This window comes from Oerskovia sp. Root22 (genome assembly GCF_001429135.1).
Classification (GTDB): Bacteria; Actinomycetota; Actinomycetes; order Actinomycetales; family Cellulomonadaceae; genus Oerskovia; species Oerskovia enterophila.
The window spans coordinates 89,278-110,046 of record NZ_LMIL01000007.1 but is presented as its reverse complement, the minus strand read 5'-3'; the positions used below and the strand labels follow the sequence as shown (position 1 = coordinate 110,046).

Here is a 20,769-nt window from a genome sequence, read left to right as displayed (position 1 = left end):
GGAGCGCACCCTCGTGCTCGGCGCGCGTCGGGCGCGGGACCCGTCGGCAGGGCGGACGGCGGCGCCGGAACTGCGAGCTCAGCCCGCGCGCGTGACCTCGAGGACGCGGAACCCCTTGGCGCTCGCGAGCTTGCTCACCGACAGGTCGTCGTCGAGGTGCTCGTCCAGCCACGCCATGAGGGAGTCGGCGCCCAGGTTGCGCTGCACCACGAGATAGGCCTCGGTGCCGGGCTCGAGGCGCGGCAGCCAGTGCAGCAGCATGTCGTGCAGCACCTCCTTGCCGACCCGGATGGGCGGGTTGGACCAGATCGCGGCGAACCGGACGTCCTCGGGGACGTCCTCGGGGCGGACCGCGCGCACGTTCTCCAGGCCCAGGCGGGCGGCGTTGCGCCGCACCAGGTCGAGAGCCCGCTCGTTGACGTCGACCGCCCACACGGTCGCGCCGGGCGACTCGATCGCCATGCTCAGGGCGACCGGGCCCCAGCCGCAGCCCAGGTCGAGGAGGTGCGCGGCGCCGTCGGGCCCGGACGCAGCGGGCGGGAGGTCCGGGACGGACCGCAGGAGGACCTGGGTCCCCAGGTCCAGGCGGCCCGGGGAGAAGATGCCCGACGCGACCTCGACCGTGACCTCGCGTCCCGCGAGCCGGACCGTGAGCTCCCGACGTTCCTCGGCGGACGCGGGCTGCGCCGTGAAGTAGTGGTCCGGGGAGGGCTCGGGCGTCGCGTCAGGGGTGGTCGTCACGAGGGTCGATCCTATCGGGAGACCCGCCCGGGACCGTCCCGGGTGGACGGTTCACGCGCCGCGCAGGGCGTGAGAGGCTGCGCTCGCGGCGAATAGGTTCGCGTCGGGACGATCCGGCGTGCCACGCTTGTTGTACGACATGCCGACCGGAACGTCTTCCGGACGACGTCGACCGGCCCAGGTCACACGGACCCGGGGCCCGGACCCTCAGCTGAAAGGCGGCCCATGACCCAGACCCCTGCGAACCCCACCCCCGAGACCTCACCGGAGACCGTGGAGCGCCCCGAGCGCGACATCGCCGGAGACGTCGTGGCACGGGTGCTCGCTCGGGCGGGGACCGCGCGCGCCGAGGGGGGCACCCAGCACTCCGTCTACGACGGCGAGCAGCTCGAGCTCGCCGAGCGCACCGCGCTGCGACGGGTCGCGAACCTCTCGACCGAGCTCGAGGACGTCACCGAGGTCGAGTACCGCCAGCTGCGCCTCGAGAAGGTCGTGCTTGTGGGCCTCTACACGGGCAGCGGCGACGCCGCGGCGGCCGAGGCCGAGGTCTCGCTGCGCGAGCTCGCGGCGCTCGCCGAGACGGCGGGCTCCCAGGTGCTCGACGGCGTGCTCCAGCGTCGCCAGAAGCCGGACCCCGGGACGTACCTGGGCTCGGGCAAGGCCGCCGAGCTGGCCGCGGTCGTCGCAGCCACGGGAGCGGACACGGTCGTGATCGACGGCGAGCTCGCCCCCTCGCAGCGGCGTGCGCTCGAGGACATCGTCAAGGTCAAGGTCGTCGACCGGACCGCGCTGATCCTCGACATCTTCGCCCAGCACGCCAAGTCCCGGGAGGGCAAGGCGCAGGTCGAGCTCGCCCAGCTCGAGTACCTGCTCCCGCGCCTGCGCGGCTGGGGCGAGTCGATGTCCCGCCAGGCCGGTGGCCAGGTCGGTGGCGCGGGAGCCGGCATGGGCTCGCGCGGACCCGGTGAGACCAAGATCGAGCTCGACCGCCGTCGTATCCGCGACCGCATGACCAAGCTGCGGCGCGAGATCGCGGCGATGGCCCCCGCGCGCGAGACCAAGCGGTCCTCGCGCAAGCGCCACGCCATCCCGTCGGTCGCGATCGCCGGGTACACCAACGCCGGCAAGTCGAGCCTGCTCAACGCGCTGACCGGCGCCGGCGTGCTCGTCGAGAACGCGCTGTTCGCGACGCTCGACCCCACGGTGCGGCGCGCGCAGACCGAGGACGGGCGCGTCTACACGCTCGCGGACACGGTCGGGTTCGTCCGCGCGCTGCCGCACCAGCTCGTCGAGGCGTTCCGCTCGACGCTCGAGGAGGTCGGCCAGGCCGACCTGCTGCTGCACGTGGTCGACGCGTCGCACCCCGACCCCGAGGGACAGATCGCCGCGGTCCGGCACGTCCTCGCGGACATCCCGGGCATCGACCAGGTGCTCGAGGTCGTCGTGCTCAACAAGGTCGACATCGCCGACCCCGACGTCGTGGCGCGCATCCGTGGCCGCGAACGGCGCACGATCGTGGTCTCGGCGCACACCGGGCAGGGGATCGACGACCTGCTCCAGCTCATCTCCGACGAGCTGCCGCGGCCCGACGTCTCGGTCGACCTCGTGGTGCCCTACCACCGCGGCGACCTGGTCAACCGCGTGCACCTCACGGGCGAGATCGACCTCGAGGAGCACGTCGAGACGGGCACGCGCCTGCTCGCCCGGGTCGACGAGGGGCTCGCGCTCGAGCTCCACGCCGTCGCCGTCCGCGCCTGAGCGCGCAGGGGCCCGGGCTCAGAGGAGCCGGGCCCCAGCGCGTGCCAGGGGGCCGCGGTCTGGCGCTCTTCCGGGCGCCTCGCGGGAGCCTCGTGCGGCCCGGCCCTCGCCGGCCGCGGGCCCGTCGTGTCGGAGGGTCACCGTAGACTTCCGGGGTGCCCGAGGAGACCACCACCACCCTGACCACGGGCTCTGCGACCCCTGACGTCGAGGAGCTGCTCGACCTCGCGGTCGGTGCCCTCGGCGGCGGACGCCGCGCGGGCCAGCACCAGATGGCCGTGAGCGTCGCGACCGCGATCGACGGCTCGGGCGGCCCGGACCACCTGCTGGTCCAGGCGGGCACCGGCACCGGGAAGTCGCTCGGCTACCTCGTGCCCGCGGTGCGCCATGCGGTGTGCGAGGACGAGCGGGTCATCGTCTCGACCGCGACCCTCGCGCTCCAGCGCCAGATCATCACGCGCGACCTCCCGCTCGTCGCCCAGGCCGTCGCGGACAGGCTCCCGCGCGAGCCCCGCATCGCTCTCCTCAAGGGCTGGCACAACTACCTGTGCCAGCACAAGATCGAGGGGGGCTACCCGGCCGACGAGCCCACGCTGTTCGACCTGCCCACGGGGGGTGAGCGCGCGGGCGTCGCGGAGCACCCGGCCCCGGGTGCGGCCTCGGGGGCCGCTGCGCTGGGCGAGCAGGTCGTGCGGTTGCGCGAATGGGCCCAGGAGACCACGACGGGGGACCGCGACGACCTGGTGCCCGGTGTCTCGGACAAGGCCTGGCGGCAGGTCTCGGTCACGGCCCTCGAGTGCCTGGGGGCCAAGTGCCCGCTCATCGACGACTGCTTCCCCGACCAGGCCCGCACGAGCGCGCGCGAGGCAGACGTCGTGGTGACCAACCACGCGATGCTCGGTATCGCCGCGTCGGGCTCGCCCGGCGTCCTGCCCGAGCACGGGGTGGTCGTCGTCGACGAGGCCCACGAGCTGAGCGACCGCGTCACGGCCGCTGCGACCGCGGACCTCTCGGTGCCCATCATCGAGCACGCCGCGCGGCTCGCACGTCGCCACGGGGGAGTGCAGACGACCGACCTGGACCTCGCGATCGGCGCGTTCGGGACCGTGGTCGCCGCGCTGCCCGCGGAGCGCTTCCCGGACGGCCTGCCCGACGACGCGCGCTCGGCCGTCGCGGCGGTCCGCGACGCGGCGCGCACGGTGCTCAGCGCGCTCAAGCCGGACACCTCGGGCGGGCCCCAGGCGCAGCCGGACACCGGGATGAAGATGGCCCAGGCCACCATGCTCCAGGTCTTCGAGATCGCCGAGCGCATGGCGCAGGACCCCACGGGGCACGACGTCCTGTGGTGCTCGCGCGCCGGCGAGGACGGCCGCTGGAGCGGGGACGGCGTGAGCAAGCTGCACGCCGCGCCGCTCGCGGTGGCCGGGCTCATCCGAACCAACCTCCTGACCGAGCGCACGGGCGTCTTCACGTCGGCGACGCTCGCGCTCGGGGGGACGTTCGACCCCGTTGCCCGCTCGCTCGGGCTCGACGACGACGGTGCCACCTGGAGCGGCCTGGACGTCGGCAGCCCGTTCGACTACCCCCAGCAGGGCATCCTCTACATCGCCAAGCACCTGCCCCAGCCCGGCCGCGAGGCGGCCACCGACGGGCAGCTCGACGAGATCGCCGACCTCATCACCGCGGCGGGCGGGCGGACGCTGGGCCTGTTCTCGTCGCGGCGCGCGGCGCTCGCGGTCGCCGAGGCAATGCGCGAACGGCTCGACGTCCCGGTCCTGTGCCAGGGCGACGACCAGCTGCCCACGCTCGTCAAGGAGTTCGCCGCAGACCCGCAGACGTGCCTGTTCGGCACGCTCTCGTTGTGGCAGGGCGTGGACGTGCCGGGCCCCAGCTGTCAGCTCGTGCTCATCGACCGGATCCCGTTCCCCCGGCCCGACGACCCGGTGAAGTCGGCCCGCGCCCGCGCAGTGGAGGCCGCGGGGGGCAACGGCTTCATGCAGGTCTCGGCCAACCATGCGGCGCTGCTGCTCGCCCAGGGTGCAGGGCGGCTCATCCGGTCGACCGCGGACCGCGGTGTCGTCGCCGTCCTCGACCCGCGCCTCGCGACGGCTCGCTACGGTTCCTACCTGACCAAGTCGATGCCGGACTTCTGGACCACGACCGACCGACGTGTCGTCCTCTCTGCGCTCGAGCGCCTCTCCGCCCTAGGCTGAGACCCGGCAGTCCACGCGGTGGACGCGGTCTCCGTCCGGCGGAGGCTCGAGGTCCGTCGCACAACGTCCAGGAGGCACAGTGCCCGCCCGTACCACCAAGCTCGCGATCGTCGGCGCAGGTTCCGTCGGATCGACCCTCGCCTACGCGGCGCTCATGCGAGGGGCCGCTCACACCGTGAGCCTCCTCGACATCAACAAGACCAAGGTGGAGGCCGAGGTCCTCGACCTCCAGCACGGCATCCAGTTCATGCCCATGGCCAAGGTCGAGGGCTCCGACGACGTCGCGGTGTGCGCCGACGCCGACGTCGTCGTCTTCACCGCGGGCGCCAAGCAGAAGCCCGGGCAGACGCGCCTGGACCTCGCGGGGGCGACCATCTCCCTGGTCCGCAACATCCTGCCGGGGCTCGTCGAGGTCGCGCCCAACGCGATCTACATCATGGTGACCAACCCGGTCGACGTCGTGACGTACGCGGCGCTCAAGTACTCGGGGCTGCCGTCCAACCAGCTCTTCGGCAGCGGGACTGTCCTGGACTCCTCCCGCCTGCGCTTCCTGGTCGCGCAGCACTGCGGTGTCGCGGTGCAGAACGTCCACGCCTACATCGCGGGCGAGCACGGCGACAGCGAGATCCCGCTCTGGAGCTCGGCGACCATCAGCGGCGTGCCGCTGCTCGACTGGCAGGGGCTCACGGGCCGTGGGCCGCTCACCGCCGAGGTGCGTGAGGACATCGCGCACGAGGTCGTGCAGTCGGCCTACCGCATCATCGAGGGCAAGGGCGCGACCAACTATGCGGTCGCGCTCGCCGCCACCCGCATCATCGAGGCGATCCTCGACGACGAGCACCGCGTCCTGCCCGTCTCCTCGCTCCTCGACGACTTCCACGGGATCAGCGACGTGTGCCTGTCCGTGCCGTCGCTGCTGGAGCGGCGAGGGTGCGGGGAGCGGATCGAGGTCCCGCTGTCCGACATCGAGCTCGCCGGGCTGCGCTCGTCCGCGGACTCGGTGCGCGCGGTCGCGAAGAGCTTCGGGCTGTGACGCGCCAGAGCTGACTCCCGCGAGGGGGCCGAGGACCGCCGACAGGCGGTGCCCGGGGCACGACGAAGGGGACGGCCGGTGCGGCCGTCCCCTTCGTCGTGCAGGAACAGGGGCGTCGAGAGGCGAGCAGGTCAGAGGCTGCGCAGGACCGAGACGACGCGGCCGAGGACCTGCGCGTCGTCGCCGGACAGCGGGCGGTACGCCTCGTTGTGCGGCATGAGCCACACGTGCCCGTCGATGCGCTTGAAGGTCTTGACGGTCGCCTCGCCGTCGATCATCGCGGCCACGATCTCACCGTTCTCCGCGACGGGCTGGCGACGGACGACGACCCAGTCGCCGTCGCAGATCGCTGCGTCGATCATGGAGTCTCCCGACACGCGCAGCAGGAAGAGCTCACCGTCGCCCACGAGCTGGCGGGGCAGCGGGAACACGTCCTCGACGACCTGCTCCGCGAGGATGGGGCCACCGGCCGCGATGCGCCCCACGACGGGGACGTACGACGGGGTGGGGCGCTCGGGGGACTCCTCGGCGGGATCCACGCCCTCCACGCGCGGGAAGCCGCTGCCTGGCAGAGCCCTGATCCCGCGCGAGTCGTCGGTCTGGACGACCTCGATGGCCCGAGGACGATTCGGGTCGCGGCGCAGGTAGCCCTTGCGCTCGAGCGTCGTCAGCTGGTGCTTGACGCTCGACGGGCTGGTCAGGCCGACGGCCTCGCCGATCTCGCGCATGCTCGGCGGGTAGCCGCGCTGCTCGACCGACGACCGGATCGTCTCGAGGACCAGGCGCTGACGCGCAGTGAGCCCGTCCCCGCCCGTCGCAGGGTCGGGGAGCTCGTGCACCTTCGCGAGCCTGCCCGTGGTGTCGGCCACCCGTCCCGCCATCGTCGTCTCCGCCCTGCTCGGCCGTTCCGGTCCTTGTCCTGCGGAGGGTGCGCCGAGAGCGGCGCCGCCTCCTCCTGGTAGAGCTCCCGGCCGCCTGCGCGCGCCCCGAAGGGGCCCGACATATCGGACGACCGGTACAGGTCCAGGGTAGGTCACCACGCGACACGAATCAAACACATGTTCGAGCATGTCTCGACAACGCGTGCAGTCGGTGATAGAAATCGTACAGATGTTCGACGTACAGGTGTTCGAACCGACCGGGGAAGGCGGTTCGGGCACCCCTGGCGAAGGAGTGGACATGAGCGCAGTGGTGTCGATGGACGAGTGGCGTACGGCGAGGCGTCAGGCGTCCGTGCCGATGCCGGCGTCGGAGGGTCCCCTCCGTCTCACGCTCCGCGGTCGGGTCGTCCTGACGGCGCTCGTCCTCGGGCTCATGGCGCTCGTCGTGCTGTGGGGCGGCAAGGCCTTCGCCTCGGGCCCGGGGGAGCCGCGCGAGGTCACGGTGCACGCGGTCCAGGCCGGCGAGACGCTCTGGCAGCACGCCGCAGCGCTGGCCGGGGGCGACCGGGACGTGCGTGACGTCGTCGACGAGCTGATGGCCCTCAACGGGCTCTCGTCGGCCAGTCTCGAGGTCGGGCAGCAGCTGCTGCTCCCGGTGGGCGAGGGGTGACGGGCTGCTCCGGCGGTTCAGGCCAGCGCTCGCCGGGGCTCTGGTGCCGCGTCTCGGCAGGTTTGCGTGTGAGACAGGGGTTGCGCACTGCCCTTAGGTTCCCCTAAGTTAGTACTGCCTCACCAACCCGGCTGGGGGGTCGGTCGGTGGGGAGGAGGCGCGCACTGCCGCGTCTCCGCAGTTGCGTCGACGTCTGCGAGGCGAGTCGCGGACGTGAGATGGGGACGGGGGCGTCCCGACGGAGGTGGCCGGTTGCCGGCCACCTCCGTTCTCCGTTTGTGACCGATGCCCGGGGCGGGGCGCCTTGCATGTCGCCGAGCGGGCGACGTACGTTCGGGGCGCACCTCCGGAGCGGCCGCTCCGGAGCCAGGCCGACCAGCACAGGAGACCTTTCCCATGCACTGTCCGTTCTGCCGGCACGCGGACTCTCGGGTCGTCGACTCACGGACCTCCGACGACGGGGCATCGATCCGCCGTCGCCGCCAGTGCCCCGCGTGCAACCGGCGCTTCACCACGATCGAGACCGCGAGCCTGTCCGTGGTCAAGCGTTCGGGGGTGACCGAGCCGTTCAGCCGGGAGAAGATCGTGACGGGCGTGCGCAAGGCCTGCCAGGGGCGACCGGTCAACGAGGACGACCTCGCGGTGCTGGCCCAGCGCGTCGAGGAGTCGCTGCGGGCCGGCGGCAGCGCCGAGCTCGACGCCTACGAGATCGGCCTGGCCATCCTCGGCCCGCTGCGCGAGCTCGACGAGGTCGCCTACCTGCGCTTCGCGAGCGTCTACCAGGCCTTCGACTCGCTCGAGGACTTCGAGACCGCGATCAACTCGCTGCGCGCCGAGCGCGAGGCTCGGGAGGATGCGGTGCGCGGACGCGACGGCTCCGAGGGGATCGACGTCGAGCAGGACCCCGCGCCCGCGGGGGAGGCCTCGCACCTGGCCTGAGCCGGGCGTGGCGCCGTGCTCGCGCGCCACGCGTGCCGCGCTTGGTCGGCGCGGACGATGCGTCCCGTGCTCCGTCGGCGCGGACCGGGACGGGACGGAGTGTGCTCAGAGCCTGCTCGACCGGTCGGCCCAGATGTTGATGCCGGTGTCGAGCGGGCGCGACGTGCCGTCCGGGGCCGTTTCGAGCGACACCGCGTCGATCGCCGCGAGCTCCGCGGGGGAGAACGGGACGGCGTCGAGCGCTCGCAGGTTCTCGTCGAGCTGGGCCGTCGTGCGCGCCCCCACGAGGACCGAGGTCACCCGCGGGTCCCGGAGCGTCCAGGCGAGCGCCATCCGTGGCAGCGACTCGCCGCGGCCCGACGCGATCTCCCGCAGCGTGCGGACCCGGGCGAGGTTCTCCGGCGAGAGGAGCTCGGTGCGCAGCGACACTCCGCGCGCGGCGCGAGACCCCTCCGGCACGCCGTCGAGGTAGCGGTCGGTCAGCATGCCCTGGGCCAGGGGCGAGAAGACGATGAGGCCGGTTCCCGCGTCGCCGGCGACGTCGAGCAGCGTCCGTCCGTCGGGCCCTGGCTCCTCGATCCAGCGGTTGAGGATCGAGTAGGACGGCTGGTGCAGGACCAGGGGCAGGCCCAGGTCCGCGGCGATCTCGAGGGCCTGCGCGGTGCGACGGGCCGAGTAGGACGAGATCGCGGCGTACCGGGCGCGTCCCGAGGCCACGGCGGTGGCGAGGGCGCCGACCGTCTCGCGCAGCGGTGTCGCGGGGTCGAACCGGTGGGAGTAGAAGACGTCCACGTGGTCGAGTCCCAGTCGACGCAGCGAGGCGTCGAGCGAGGACAGCAGGTACTTGCGCGAGCCGCCTTCGCCGTACGGGCCAGGGCCCATGCGGTAGCCGGCCTTGGTCGAGAGGAGGAGCTCGTCACGGTGTCCCCGCAGGTCCGTCGCGAGCAGGCGGCCGAACCCGGCCTCGGCCGACCCGGGAGGAGGGCCGTAGTTGTTCGCGAGGTCGAAGTGGACGACACCCCGCTCGTAGGCGTGCAGCACGAGCTCGCGCTGAGCGGCGAACGGCGTGGAGTCCCCGAAGTTCTGCCACAGACCCAGGGAGAGGGTAGGCAGGGTCAGGCCGGAGCTCCCGGCGCGCCGGTACGTCATGTCGGCGGTGCCCGTCGGTGTTTTGTGCGACATGTCTCGACCGTACCCGGTCGTATTCGCTGGCGTTACCGATCGGCGTACGCCAGGCTGGGGGCAGGGGAGCGCCCCCAGGCGTACCCGTTCCACCGAGAGCAAGGAGGCCCGCCGATGACGACGTCGAAGGACGAGACACCAGCGACCACGCCCAGCGAGGACGCGAAGGCGAAGTTCCGCGAGGCGCTGGACCGCAAGAACGCCGCGAGCCACCGCACCGCGGACGGGGGCTCGAACACGGGCACCGTGCACGGTTCGGAGACCGTCGGACCTGTGCAGCGCACGTTCCGCCGCAAGTCCGGCTGAGCGGCTGCCGGGCACTGCCCGGCCCGCCCGTGACGACGAAGGGACCGCACCCACGGGTGCGGTCCCTTCGTCGTAGCGGCTCGAGCTAGCGGGTCAGGACAGCACCCGCAGCTTGACGGTCGCGTCCATCGCGCGCAGCGCCTCGATCGCGGCCGGCTCGAGCTCCGAGCCGACGTCGGTCACCACGTAGCCGAGCTCACCGCGGGTCGCGAGCATCTGACCCTCGATGTTGGTGCCGTGCTCCGCGAGCACGGCGTTGACGGCTGCCAGCACGCCCGGGGTGTTGCGGTGCAGGTGCGCGATCCGGCTCACGCCCGTGCTCTGCTCGAGGGCCAGACCGGGCATGTTGACGCTGAGCGTGGTCGAGCCCGTGGCGAGGTAGTCACGGAGCTTGCCGGCGACGAACTGGCCGATCGACTCCTGCGCCTCCTCCGTGGACCCGCCGATGTGCGGGGTCAGGATCACGTTCGGCAGACCACGGAGGTCCGACTCGAAGTGGTCGCCGCGCTTCTTGGGCTCCTCGGGGAAGACGTCGATCGCCGCGCCGGACAGGTGCCCGGACAGGATGGCCTCCCGCAGAGCCCCCGTGTCGACGACGAAGCCGCGCGAGAGGTTGAGCAGGATCGAGCCCGGGCGCATGCGCGAGAGCTGCTTCTCGCCGAACAGGCCGGCGTTGCCGCCGCGCCCGTCCACGTGCAGGGTCACGACGTCGGCGGTCTCCAGGAGCTCGTCGAGGGTGTCCATGCGACGGGCGTTGCCCAGCGCGAGCTTCTCGGCCGTGTCGTAGAAGATGACCGACATGCCGAGCGCCTCGGCCACGACCGAGAGCTGGGTCCCGATGTTGCCGTAGCCGATGATGCCCAGGGTGCGGCCACGGACCTCGTGCGCGCCCTCGGCCGACTTGTCCCAGATGCCGTCGTGGAGCGCGCGGTCGCGCTCGGTCAGGCGTCGGGTCAGCGCGATGATCTCGGCCAGGGCGATCTCCACGACCGACCGGGTGTTCGAGAACGGGGCGTTGAACGTCGCGACACCGTGCGAGGCGGCGGCCTTGAGGTCGATCTGGTTGGTGCCGATGCAGAACGCGCCGATCGCGACGAGGTCCGGTGCGGACTCGATGACGCGGGCGGTCACGTTGGTCTTGGACCGGATGCCGAGGATGTTGACGCCCTGGAGCGCCTCGATCAGCTCGGCCTCGTCCATGGCCCCGGATCGCACGGTCACGTCGATGCCGGCGGACTCGAAGATCGAGGTGGCGAGTGGGTGCAGGTTTTCGAGGAAGAGGGCGCGTAGCACCTCCCTATGGTGCTCCGAGTTGCCATGAGCACCAAACGAGTCTTGTCCTTCGGACGCCCGGCACGGCTGGCCGGACGCCGTCCGGGCGCACCCCACGACAGGTCCGGCGACGCCGGCCGGGCACCCCGCCCGGCCGGCGCCGCGCGCCCCCTCAGTCGGCGAACCCTCCGGGCAGGGGCTGGGCGTGCACGACGACGAGTCGCTGGGTGGGTCGCGTCATGGCCACGTACAGGTCCGAGGCGCCCGAGGTACCGGCGAGGATCTCGGCCGGTTCGACCAGGACGACGGCGTCGAACTCGAGGCCCTTGCTCTGCGTGGGGCTCAGGACCGTCAGCGCCGCGGCGAGCGCGCCGGGGAGGGCCGCGGCCGGACCGGCGAGCAGCGGCGTCGAGCCGTGCGCCTCGACCAGCTGCTCGCGCACCTCGCCCACGCGCCCGGCCGGGACGACCACGGCGACCCGGCCTGCGCCGTCGGGCCCGACGAACTCCGCCAGCGCCGCGCGGACCCGTGCGACGACCTCCGGTCCCACGGCCCCGGCAACGGAGACGGGGGCCAGCACGAGGGCTCCCGGGACGTCGCGCGCCGAGGTGAGCGACGACGTCGGGAGGCCCGACGCGGCCGCGAACCGCTGCGCGGTGTCGGCGATCTGGGTGGGCGTGCGGTAGTTGACGGTCAGGGTCGCCTGCCGCCACGCGTCTCGCAGCAAAGGGTCGAGCATGCTCGACCACGACCGCGCACCCGCGAGCGAGGACGTCTGGGCGACGTCGCCGACGATCGTCATGGACCGTGTGGGGCAGCGGCGCACCAGGGCGCGCCACGCCATCGCGGAGAGCTCCTGGGCCTCGTCGACCACGACGTGCGCGTACGTCCACGTGCGGTCCTGGGCAGCGCGCTCGGCCGTGGTCAGGCGCGAGCCGCCGCCGCCGAAGCGGTCCGCGAGGATCTCCGCCCCCACGATCCCGCCCCCTGCTCCCGAGGACTCGAGCACCTGGCGCGCGTACTCGAGGTTCGCCGCGCGGTCCGCTGCCTCGGCCTTGGCCTGGGCGCGGGCAGCCTGGTCGTCCTCGCCCAGGAGCTCGGCGGCCTCGTCGAGGAGCGGCACGTCCGCGGGCGTCCAGGGTGAGCCCTGGGGGCGTGCGAGGGCCGCTCGGTCCGCGCGTGACATGTCGGGTGCCGCCTCGGCGAGGCGGTGCGGCTTGATGAACAGGTCCTCGATCAGGCGCTCGGGCGTGAGCGGCATCCAGGCGAGGTTGAGCGCGATCCGGATCTCGCGCTGCCGACGCAGGTCGTCGATCACCTCGGCCCGCTCCTCAGGAGCGACCGGCCCGCCGAGCTCGGCGAGGTACTGGTCGGCGAGCCGGCCCAGCATCTCGCGCACGAACGGGACGCGGGCGAGGTTGTGCGGCTTGTGGGTGCGGTGGGCCTTGGCGATCGCGTCGCGCACGTCGGAGCGGCGGACCACCAGGTCGTGCCCGTCGATGCGCAGGTGCTGGTCCGCGGCAGGCACGCGCTGGCGCGCGCGGACGGCCCGCTGGACGATCCTGGCCCAGGACGCGCGGCCCTTGATGCGGGCCACCTCGGGGGACTCCTCGCCGTCGGCGACGAGTCCCGGGAGCAGCTCGGCGATCGTGGTGCTCACGACGCCGGTCTCGCCGAGCGAGGGCAGGACCTGGTCGATGTAGTGCAGGAAGGACAGGCTGGGGCCGACCAGCAGGACGCCCGAGCGCTCGAGCAGGCGGCGGTGGGCGTACAGGAGGTAGGCCGCGCGGTGCAGCGCGACGGCCGTCTTGCCGGTGCCCGGCCCGCCCTGGACCACCAGGGCGCCCGCGAGCTCCGAGCGGATGATCGCGTCCTGCTCGGCCTGGATCGTCGCGACGATGTCGCCCATGCGGCTCGTCCGGCCGGCCGCCATGGCGGCGAGCAGGGCTCCCTCGCCCGAGAGCGAGGACTGCGAGGCGGCGTCCGAGGACAGGTCGAGGACCTCGTCCTCGAGCCCGGTCACGCTGCGTCCCCTGGTCACGAGGTGCCGACGGCGCCGCACCCCGTCGGGGTGTGCCGCGGTCGCCCGGTAGAACGCCTGGGCGGCGGGAGCCCGCCAGTCGGTGAGGATCGAGGCGTGGTCCTCGTCGGACAGGCCGATCCTGCCGACGTAGCGCGTGGTGTCGTCGTCGAGGTCGAGGCGCCCGAAGGTCAGGCGCTCCTCGACGGACTCGAGCTGCGCGAGCCGGTCCTCGTAGAGGGTTGCGAACGCGTCGCGCTCGCTACGGTTCTGGGGGGAGCCGGAGGGGCCGCCGCGGCGGACGCCCGCCAGTCGGGCCCGGGTCGCGGCGCGCAGCTCGTCGAGGCGAGCGTAGAGCGTGTCGACGACGAGCTGTTCCTTGCCGATCTCCTCCTGTCGTCCGGAGGGCTGGTGGTCCGGCGTGGCCGTGACCTGTCCGTCCGGAGCCCGTGTCCCGCTCGTCCGGTCGCTCGTCTCGCGCACCCTGATCCGTCCTGTCCTCTGGTCCCACGTGGCCCGCTCGCGCACCCCCGCGATGCAGCCGTCCATTATTGCCGATCCGGGCGGTCCCGGGGGCCATCCGACCGAGGCGCGGACCGGGGACAGGCGGCAGGTCGGACAGGGGGAGGACGGGGGCAGGTCCGGGGCCACCGGTCCGCTCGTCCGGGCGTGCCCGCCCCGGAGCGGCGCAGGAGGCGCGCCCGCATCCCACCGCGAGGCAGCGCTGTCCTCTACGATCGGGAACCATGGCGAGAGTGGGGAGTGCACGTCGTGGTGACTGACCCTGTGCCGCCCCGTGCTCAGGACGGGGCCCCCGCCGTCCTCTCGCCCGAGGACCTGCTGCGCGTCCTGCTCGTCGAGGACGACGACGGGGACGCGATCCTCGTTGAGGAGCTGCTCGAGGACGCGAGCGTCAACGTCGAGCTGCACCGGGCGACCGCACTCGACGAGGCCCTGGAGAAGCTCGGGCAGCACGACGTGCACTGCATCCTCCTGGACCTCGGTCTGCCCGACGCCGTGGGTCTGTCCGCGGTCGAACGGCTGCAGTCGCGACCCAGCCCGCCGGCCCTCGTGGTCCTGACCGGGCACACCGGGATCGACCTCGGGGTCCAGGCCGTGGCGGCCGGCGCCGACGACTACCTGGTCAAAGGAGAGGTCGACGGCGACCTCCTCGGCCGCTCGGTCCGGTATGCGGTGCAGCGTCGCCGCTCCAAGGAGCAGCAGCGTGCGCTGTACCGCAGCGAGGTCCGGGCTGCGGAGACCGCGCGCCTCGAGCGTGCCCTCCTGCCCAAGGCGCTCGTGTCGGACGAGCGGATCGCCGTGATGGTCGGCTACATCCCCGGAGGCAACGGGCTGCTCGGCGGGGACTTCTACGACGCGGTCGAGCGCAGCGACGGGAGCGTCCTGTGCTTGATCGGAGACGTCGCGGGGCACGGACCCGACGAGGCGGCCCTCGGTGCGACGCTGCGCACGGCGTGGCGCACGCTCGTCCTGTCGGACGTCGCCCCCGACCAGATCCTGCCGCTCGTCGAGCGGGTACTGGTGCCCGAGCGCGCCCGCCCCGAGGTGTTCGTCACGCTGTGCCAGGTCGTCATCTCCGCCGACCGGTCCGGGGTCGATCTCTATCTCGCGGGGCACATGCCACCGCTGCTCCTGCAGGACTCCTGCTCGGAGCTCCCGACGACGTCGCGCGGGCGGGCGCTCGGCATCCCCGTGGGCGGGGGCTGGCGCGCCGAGCACGTGGAGCTCGAGGCGCCCTGGGCACTCATGCTCTACACCGACGGACTCATCGAGGCGACGCTGGCGGAGGATCCGGCGGTCCCCGGGACGGGGTTCGTCACCGGTGCTCCGGGACGCAGGGAGCGGCTGGGGGTCGCGGGGCTCCTCGCTGCGGTCGACACGGAGATCACGCACGGGGGCGAGGGGCTCGTCGAGCGGGTCTTCCGCCGTGTCCGCGACCTGCACGGCGGTCCTCTGGCCGACGACGCGGCGGTCCTCGTGGTCGGCTGGGGCGGGCCCGACCAGGCGGCCCGCGGCGAGCGGACCGCGACCCTCGCGGACTCCGACGAGTGGTCGCAGTGACGGCAGGGCAGTCGACGGCAAGGAGCACGGACACCGAGGAGGAGCCCGAGATCCTCGCGGGGACGGCGCCGCAGGGCGCGTCCTTGCGGCGCCGCCTCGGTGTCCTCCTGGTGGTCGCCGCGGCGATCCTGCTCGCGGTCCTTGTGACCTCGGTCGTCGCTCTCCTCAACGTCGTGCGCATCCAGGACGAGGTGACCAACCCCTACTTCACGGCCATCACCCAGGCGGACACGGCGTACATCTCGCTCGTGGACGCCGAGTCGTCCGTGCGGGCCTTCCTCGCGACGGGGGTCGAGGTCAACCTCGAGCCGTTCGAGCGATCGGTCGGCTCGGACGGGTCGGTGTCCCTCCACGACGAGGCGACGTCGGAGGTGCTCGCGGTCTCACCTCCGGTGGCGGCCGCCCTCGACAGGGCGTCGACGGCGATCCACGAGTGGGCTCTCGGGTACGCCGTGCCGTCCGTCCAGAAGGTGCAGGACGGCGGCCCGGAGGCCGTGACGACGGACGACAAGCTCGAGGGCGCTCGTCTGTTCGACGACGCCCGGGTCGCGACGGGGGACTACATCACGGTCCTGCGGTCCGTCCGGGCGGAGAAGGTCGAGGAGCTCGAGAGCTGGACGCAGGTGCTCTTCGGGTCGGTCCTGGTCCTCGTCCTGGCCGCGCTGCTGGTGGGCGCGGTCCTGTGGGGCGTGCTCAAGCGATGGATCACCGAGCCGGTGACCTCGCTCGCGCACCAGGTGCGGGTCGTCAGCGGCGGTCGGCTGCGGCAGCCGGTCGCGGTCCGCGCACCGGGCGAGATCGGGGCGCTCGCGATCGACATCGAGCACATGCGCCAGGAGCTCGTGAGCCAGGTCGCCGAGATCCGCGCGTCGCACGAGGAGGTCGAGCACTCCCACGAGCTGCTCGCGGCCCAGGCCCAGGAGCTCGAACGCTCGAACCGCGACCTGGAGCAGTTCGCCTACGTCGCCTCGCACGACCTCCAGGAGCCGCTGCGCAAGGTCGCGTCGTTCACCCAGCTGCTGCAGAAGCGGTACGGCGGACAGCTCGACGACCGTGCGGACCAGTACATCGAGTTCGCGGTCGACGGGGCCAAGCGGATGCAGCGGCTGATCCAGGACCTGCTCGGGTTCTCGCGCGTCGGACGGACCGGGACCGAACGGGTCCAGGTCGACCTCGAGAAGTCGCTCGCGGTGGCCCTGTCCGACCTCGAGGACAAGATCGCCACGACGGACGCGGTCGTGACGCACGACCCGCTCCCCACGGTCCGGGGCGAGAAGGCCCTGCTCGAACAGCTCTTCGTCAACCTCGTGGGCAACGCGATCAAGTTCCGTGACCCGGAACGTTCCCCCGTCGTCCACGTCGGGGTCCGGGCGAGCGAGCGCGCGTGGGAGCTCAGCGTGGTCGACAACGGGATCGGGATCGACGCGCAGTACGCCGAACGGGTCTTCGTCATCTTCCAGCGGCTGCACCCCAAGGACGTCTACGAGGGGACGGGGATCGGCCTCGCGCTGTGCAAGCGCATCGTGGAGTACCACGGCGGACGCATCTGGCTCGAGCCCACCGAGGGCGGCGGGACGACGGTCCGGTTCACGATCGCGCACGCCTACGACCCCTCCGCCGCGGCCCCCAGACCTTCGCACGACGCGCCGTAGCCGACGGAGCCCTGCGACGTGCCGCCACGTGCTGCGACGTGTGCGGCAGCTCGTCGACTAGGCTCGCGGCGTGGCCCCGGAGGACCGGGGCGACCTGGGGACGACGGACTGCGGGGCACACGGCATGAGCAACGGGCACAAGGTGATCGACGTCCTGCTGGTCGAGGACGACCCGGGCGACGTCCTGATGACGCGCGAGGCGTTCGAGGACCACAAGCTCACGAACCGGCTCTCGGTCGTCAGCGACGGCGTCAGCGCGATGGCCTTCCTGCGCAAGGAGGGGGAGTACGCGGACGCGCCGACCCCGGACCTGATCCTCCTGGACCTGAACCTTCCGCGCATGGACGGTCGTGAGGTCCTGGGCGAGCTCAAGTCGGACCCGGCCCTCCGCCAGATCCCCGTCGTCGTGCTCACGACGTCCGAGGCCGAGGAGGACGTCGTGCGTTCCTACTCGCTGCACGCGAACGCCTACGTGACCAAGCCGGTCGACTTCGACCGCTTCATCGACGTGGTCCGTCAGATCGACGACTTCTTCGTCACCGTGGTGCGTCTCCCCGGGCGCTGACCGACCCGGGGCACGGCCCCGGCCGGTACGGCCTCGGTGTGCCTGTGCCCCGTGCCGGCACGGCTCGCCCGCCGTCGGGACCGAGGTCCCGGCCCGGGAAGGTTCCGACGGTGCGTGGTGTTGTCCTGATCGAACCGCCGGCGAGCGGGCTGCGTGGACCGGGACGGTCCATACGGCTCCTCGCCCGGGGCGGGCGGTACGGATCGCACGACGACGGAGGAGCAGCTGGTGTTGGACCCACGAGGGATCTACGAGGTGGACGAGGCCGCGGTGGCGCGCGTCCTGCCCGCGGCGACGCATGCACAGGAGGGGGCCTCGCTCCGCGCGGTCGGCCCGGTCCTGCTGCACTCGGTGCGCGGGTTCGTGGACGCCGGCACGGCCGGCGACCTCGCGGTCGATCACCTGCTCGAGGAGTTCGAGGTCACGCGCCTGGTCACGTTCGACGTGGACCAGCTCCTCGACTACCGCTCGAAGCGCGTGACGATGGTCTTCGACGCGGACCGGTGGGCCTCGTACGACGAGCCGTTCCTCGCGATCGACCACGTGCGCGACGCCGAGGGGACGGGCTTCCTGCTCCTGCACGGTATCGAGCCGGACCTGCAGTGGGAGCGCGTGGTGGCCGCGCTGCGCGAGCTCGTGGACAGGTTCGACGTCTCGCTCGTCGTGGGCTTCCACGGAATCCCCATGGGCATCCCGCACACGCGTCCGCTCTCGGTGACCGCGCACGCGACCCGGCGCGAGCTGATCGAGGACCACACGTCGTGGTTCGGCACGGTCAAGGTCCCGGGCTCGTTGGCCGCGCTGCTCGAGCTGCGTCTCGGGGAGTCGGGGCACGACGCCCTGGGCTTCACGGTGCACGTCCCGCACTACCTCGCGCAGTCGCCGTTCCCGCCGGCGGCGGTCGTCGCCCTCGAGAACGTCCAGCGGTCGACGGGTCTCGACCTGCGCGTCGCGGCGCTCGCGGACGCCTCCCAGGAGGCCGTCCAGGAGGTCGAGCGGCAGATGGCCGAGTCCGAGGAGGTCACGGCCGTGGTGCGCGCGCTCGAGGAGCAGTACGACGCGTTCGCCCGGTCGGTGGGCCGCACGAGCCTGCTCGCGGACTCCGCTCCCATCCCGACGGCGGACGAGCTCGGGGCCGAGTTCGAGCGATTCCTCGCCCAGCAGGGTGGCGAGTGACCGGGCCCTCGCGGAGGTTCTGCGGAGGTTGTGGGGACGAATCACGGTATTTCCCGGCGTTTGACGTGGCGAACCTCACCTTGACCGTGCAAAACTAGGTCTCGTTGCAGTGACGTGCTCGAGACATGCCTTCGCGTGAACCGGTGTCGACGCAGCAGGATCCCGGTCCGCCCGGGGTCGTGCCTGTCCAGCCGGCGGTCGCCACGACCGGAACCACGCGGAGCGGTCGCGGGTCCGGCTGCGACGGCTCGATGAACGGGCGAAGGGTCCGTTCGCGGATGTCCCCGGTTGGACAGAAGGTACGAGGAACAGCATGGCGCAGGGTTCTGTGAAGTGGTTCAACGCTGAGAAGGGCTATGGGTTCATCGCCCAGGACGACGGCGGAGCCGACGTCTTCGTCCACTACTCGGCGATCGAGGCCCAGGGCTACCGGTCGCTCGAGGAGGCTCAGCGAGTCGAGTTCGAGATCACCCAAGGGCCCAAGGGCCCGCAGGCGGAGAACGTCCGCCCGCTCTGATCTCCCTGATCTTCTCCCGGTTCTCGCGAACCGGAGCCGGAGGCCGCGCCCTGCAGGGGTGCGGCCTCCGCTGTCATGTGGTCCCAGGCCCGACGGCGTCGCGCGGGACCGCGGCGGGCGCACCCGGGTGGGTGGCGCCGTCGGGCGCGGGCGGCGGGACGGCGTCCTCGAGCGGCACCGCCGTGCCCGTGAAGCGTCGCACCTCGTCCCCGGTGAGCAGCGTGGCGGGGACCGGCAGGCTGCGCAGCGCGCGCGCCAGGCCCGGGTCGTCGAGCCCGAACGGTGCGGCCTCGTCGAGCGCGTCGGCGGGGTCGTCGCGGGCCACCCGGCCCTCGCCGGCGGAGGCCGTGTCGTCGACGGGTCGCACGACGACGAGGACGAGGTTCCCGTAGCGGCGCCCCTTGAGCTGACCGGGTTCGGCGATCAGGCCGACCTGATCCGTCGCACGGGCGCCCACCGAGGACCGGCCGAGCGCCGCGACCGCCGTCGCGAGCTCCCTGCGCACCAGCGCGAGCGGCGGACGGTCCGCGCAGTTGGCGAGGTAGACCCCGCCAGGGCGCAGGACGCGCAGCGCCTCGCGGACGAAGCCGACGGTCGTGACGTGCGCCGGGGTGGTGTCGCCCGCGAAGACGTCGCGCACGACGACGTCGACGCTCGCGTCCGGCAGCGTCGCGAGCTCTGCCCGGGCGTCTCCGGCGCGCAGGCGGAGCCGGGGTGCGCGGGGAAGGGCGAACCACTCGCGAACGCGGGCGACGAGGTCGGCGTCGAGGTCCACCGCGATCTGGCGCGAGTCCGGTCGTTCGTGCTCGACGTAGCGCGCGAGCGTGCACCCTGCGGCGCCCAGGTGCACGACGCGCAGCGGCCCGGCCGGCAGGGCACCCAGGACCGCGGCCATCTGCTGCATGTACTCGAACGTCAGGAGGCCGGGGTCGGCGAGGTCCAGGTGGGAGCTGGGTACGCCGTTGACCATGAGCGTCACTCCCGTGCTGCCGTCCGGGTCGGGCACCAGCTCGGCGGTCCCGGTCGAGGTCGGGATCTCGCCTGCAGGGAGCTCGTGGACGCTCTCGGCGCCGCGCGGTCGGGTGCCTCCTCGAGTCCGCCGAGGGGCCGTGGACGGCTCTGTGGGTGCCGAGGTGGATGCTGAGGAGCGACGGGACGTCCGCCGGGAGGACTTGCGAGGCATGGGTCCACCGTAGGGGCATCGCGCAGTCGGGTCGGCGCCGGACGACAGGCGACGCCCACCCGGACGGATTGACTTTCGTCGAACAGGTGTTCGATAGTTGACTTCGGAGGTGTTGAGATGACTACGCAGCACAGGGTCTCGCCGGGTGCGGTCGCTCCTGACGTCGCTCGGCTCCTCGCGCGCGCTGATGCGGAGATCATCGCAGCGAACCTCGCAGCGGACCCCGCAGAGCGGTTCGTCCACGCCCACCTCGGTGCGCTGCGCGCTGCCGCGGCGGTCGTCGCGCTGCGCGGCAAGCCGTCCTCGCGCTCTCGAGCCCGCTCGGTCTGGGACCTCCTGGCTGTCGTCGAGCCCGGACTCGCGCCATGGTCGGTCTACTTCGCGGGCGGGGCCCGGATCCGGGCCGCGGTGGACGCCGGGAGGTTCGACGCGGTCGACCCTCGGCGTGCCGAGGAGATCATGGTCTGCGCCGAGGACTTCCGCGACGAGGTCGCGATGATCATCGACCCGGACGCCGGGTTCGTCCGACATCCCACGCTCCGGGTCGTGGCCTCGTGACGAGCCGGCGTGCTCTCGACC

18 protein-coding genes are annotated in these 20,769 nt (G+C 72.6%); 12 read left to right on the top strand and 6 right to left on the bottom strand.

The genetic code is table 11. The features are described from left to right. Positions 1-78 precede the first annotated feature (78 nt). A complete protein-coding gene (locus ASE15_RS05340; protein ID WP_056762011.1) occupies positions 79-741 on the bottom strand; it encodes a class I SAM-dependent methyltransferase in 663 nt (220 codons plus the stop codon). Between the two features lie 225 nt (positions 742-966). On the opposite strand from ASE15_RS05340, the gene hflX reads away from it, so the two are divergent. From hflX to ASE15_RS05325, 3 genes are all read left to right on the top strand, one after another. Then, entirely contained in the window at positions 967-2,499 is a 1,533-nt protein-coding gene (hflX, locus tag ASE15_RS05335) for a GTPase HflX (protein ID WP_056648802.1), read from the top strand. 155 nt (positions 2,500-2,654) lie between these two features. Further along, positions 2,655-4,712, top strand: a complete 2,058-nt coding sequence (locus ASE15_RS05330) for an ATP-dependent DNA helicase (RefSeq protein ID WP_056648804.1) — start codon at positions 2,655-2,657, stop codon at positions 4,710-4,712. A 79-nt stretch (positions 4,713-4,791) separates the two neighbouring features. After that, the gene (locus tag ASE15_RS05325; protein ID WP_056648806.1) at positions 4,792-5,745 is read left to right on the top strand and encodes an L-lactate dehydrogenase; all 954 of its coding nucleotides are present in this window, start codon (positions 4,792-4,794) and stop codon (positions 5,743-5,745) included. Between the two features lie 131 nt (positions 5,746-5,876). Here ASE15_RS05325 and lexA read toward each other — a convergent pair whose 3' ends face one another. Beyond that, positions 5,877-6,626: a transcriptional repressor LexA gene (lexA, locus tag ASE15_RS05320; RefSeq protein WP_056648808.1), complete on the bottom strand. Its 750-nt coding sequence runs from the start codon at positions 6,624-6,626 to the stop codon at positions 5,877-5,879. A gap of 298 nt (positions 6,627-6,924) precedes the next feature. On the opposite strand from lexA, the gene ASE15_RS05315 reads away from it, so the two are divergent. Together ASE15_RS05315 and nrdR are read left to right on the top strand one after the other, a co-directional pair. Then, the gene (locus ASE15_RS05315) at positions 6,925-7,296 is read left to right on the top strand and encodes a LysM peptidoglycan-binding domain-containing protein (RefSeq protein ID WP_056648810.1); all 372 of its coding nucleotides are present in this window, start codon (positions 6,925-6,927) and stop codon (positions 7,294-7,296) included. Positions 7,297-7,692: 396 nt separating this feature from the next. After that, a complete protein-coding gene (gene nrdR / locus ASE15_RS05310; RefSeq protein WP_056648812.1) occupies positions 7,693-8,235 on the top strand; it encodes a transcriptional regulator NrdR in 543 nt (180 codons plus the stop codon). Between the two features lie 105 nt (positions 8,236-8,340). On the opposite strand, the gene ASE15_RS05305 is transcribed toward nrdR, so the two are convergent. After that, the gene (locus ASE15_RS05305) at positions 8,341-9,417 is read right to left on the bottom strand and encodes an aldo/keto reductase (RefSeq protein ID WP_200955924.1); all 1,077 of its coding nucleotides are present in this window, start codon (positions 9,415-9,417) and stop codon (positions 8,341-8,343) included. A 114-nt stretch (positions 9,418-9,531) separates the two neighbouring features. On the opposite strand from ASE15_RS05305, the gene ASE15_RS05300 reads away from it, so the two are divergent. Beyond that, entirely contained in the window at positions 9,532-9,723 is a 192-nt protein-coding gene (locus tag ASE15_RS05300) for a DUF5302 domain-containing protein (protein WP_056648816.1), read from the top strand. A gap of 93 nt (positions 9,724-9,816) precedes the next feature. On the opposite strand, the gene serA is transcribed toward ASE15_RS05300, so the two are convergent. Beyond that, positions 9,817-11,016, bottom strand: a complete 1,200-nt coding sequence (gene serA / locus ASE15_RS05295) for a phosphoglycerate dehydrogenase (protein ID WP_056648818.1) — start codon at positions 11,014-11,016, stop codon at positions 9,817-9,819. A 151-nt stretch (positions 11,017-11,167) separates the two neighbouring features. Beyond that, positions 11,168-13,564, bottom strand: coding sequence for an AAA family ATPase (locus ASE15_RS05290; RefSeq protein ID WP_082608724.1), 2,397 nt, complete (start codon positions 13,562-13,564; stop codon positions 11,168-11,170). 222 nt (positions 13,565-13,786) lie between these two features. Here ASE15_RS05290 and ASE15_RS05285 point away from each other — a divergent pair, with 222 nt between their 5' ends. The 5 genes from ASE15_RS05285 to ASE15_RS05265 all read left to right on the top strand — a co-directional run bounded on the left by ASE15_RS05285 (position 13,787) and on the right by ASE15_RS05265 (position 19,007). After that, positions 13,787-15,097, top strand: a complete 1,311-nt coding sequence (locus ASE15_RS05285; RefSeq protein WP_082608749.1) for a PP2C family protein-serine/threonine phosphatase — start codon at positions 13,787-13,789, stop codon at positions 15,095-15,097. Beyond that, positions 15,094-16,749, top strand: coding sequence for an ATP-binding protein (locus tag ASE15_RS05280; RefSeq protein ID WP_235534200.1), 1,656 nt, complete (start codon positions 15,094-15,096; stop codon positions 16,747-16,749). The genes ASE15_RS05285 and ASE15_RS05280 overlap by 4 nt, the downstream gene beginning before the upstream one ends. A gap of 124 nt (positions 16,750-16,873) precedes the next feature. Further along, positions 16,874-17,314, top strand: coding sequence for a response regulator (locus ASE15_RS05275; protein WP_056649045.1), 441 nt, complete (start codon positions 16,874-16,876; stop codon positions 17,312-17,314). Between the two features lie 228 nt (positions 17,315-17,542). Next, positions 17,543-18,490, top strand: coding sequence for a proteasome assembly chaperone family protein (locus ASE15_RS05270; RefSeq protein WP_056648821.1), 948 nt, complete (start codon positions 17,543-17,545; stop codon positions 18,488-18,490). 313 nt (positions 18,491-18,803) lie between these two features. After that, on the top strand, positions 18,804-19,007 hold the full coding sequence (locus ASE15_RS05265) for a cold-shock protein (RefSeq protein ID WP_056648823.1): 204 nt from the start codon (positions 18,804-18,806) through the stop codon (positions 19,005-19,007). A gap of 73 nt (positions 19,008-19,080) precedes the next feature. On the opposite strand, the gene ASE15_RS05260 is transcribed toward ASE15_RS05265, so the two are convergent. Then, on the bottom strand, positions 19,081-20,190 hold the full coding sequence (locus tag ASE15_RS05260) for a spermidine synthase (protein WP_082618225.1): 1,110 nt from the start codon (positions 20,188-20,190) through the stop codon (positions 19,081-19,083). 117 nt (positions 20,191-20,307) lie between these two features. Between ASE15_RS05260 and ASE15_RS05255 the strand changes: the two genes are divergently transcribed. Next, positions 20,308-20,748 carry an SAV_6107 family HEPN domain-containing protein gene (locus ASE15_RS05255; protein ID WP_056648825.1) on the top strand — a complete coding sequence of 147 codons (441 nt, stop codon included), beginning with the start codon at positions 20,308-20,310 and terminating at the stop codon, positions 20,746-20,748. Positions 20,749-20,769 lie beyond the last annotated feature (21 nt).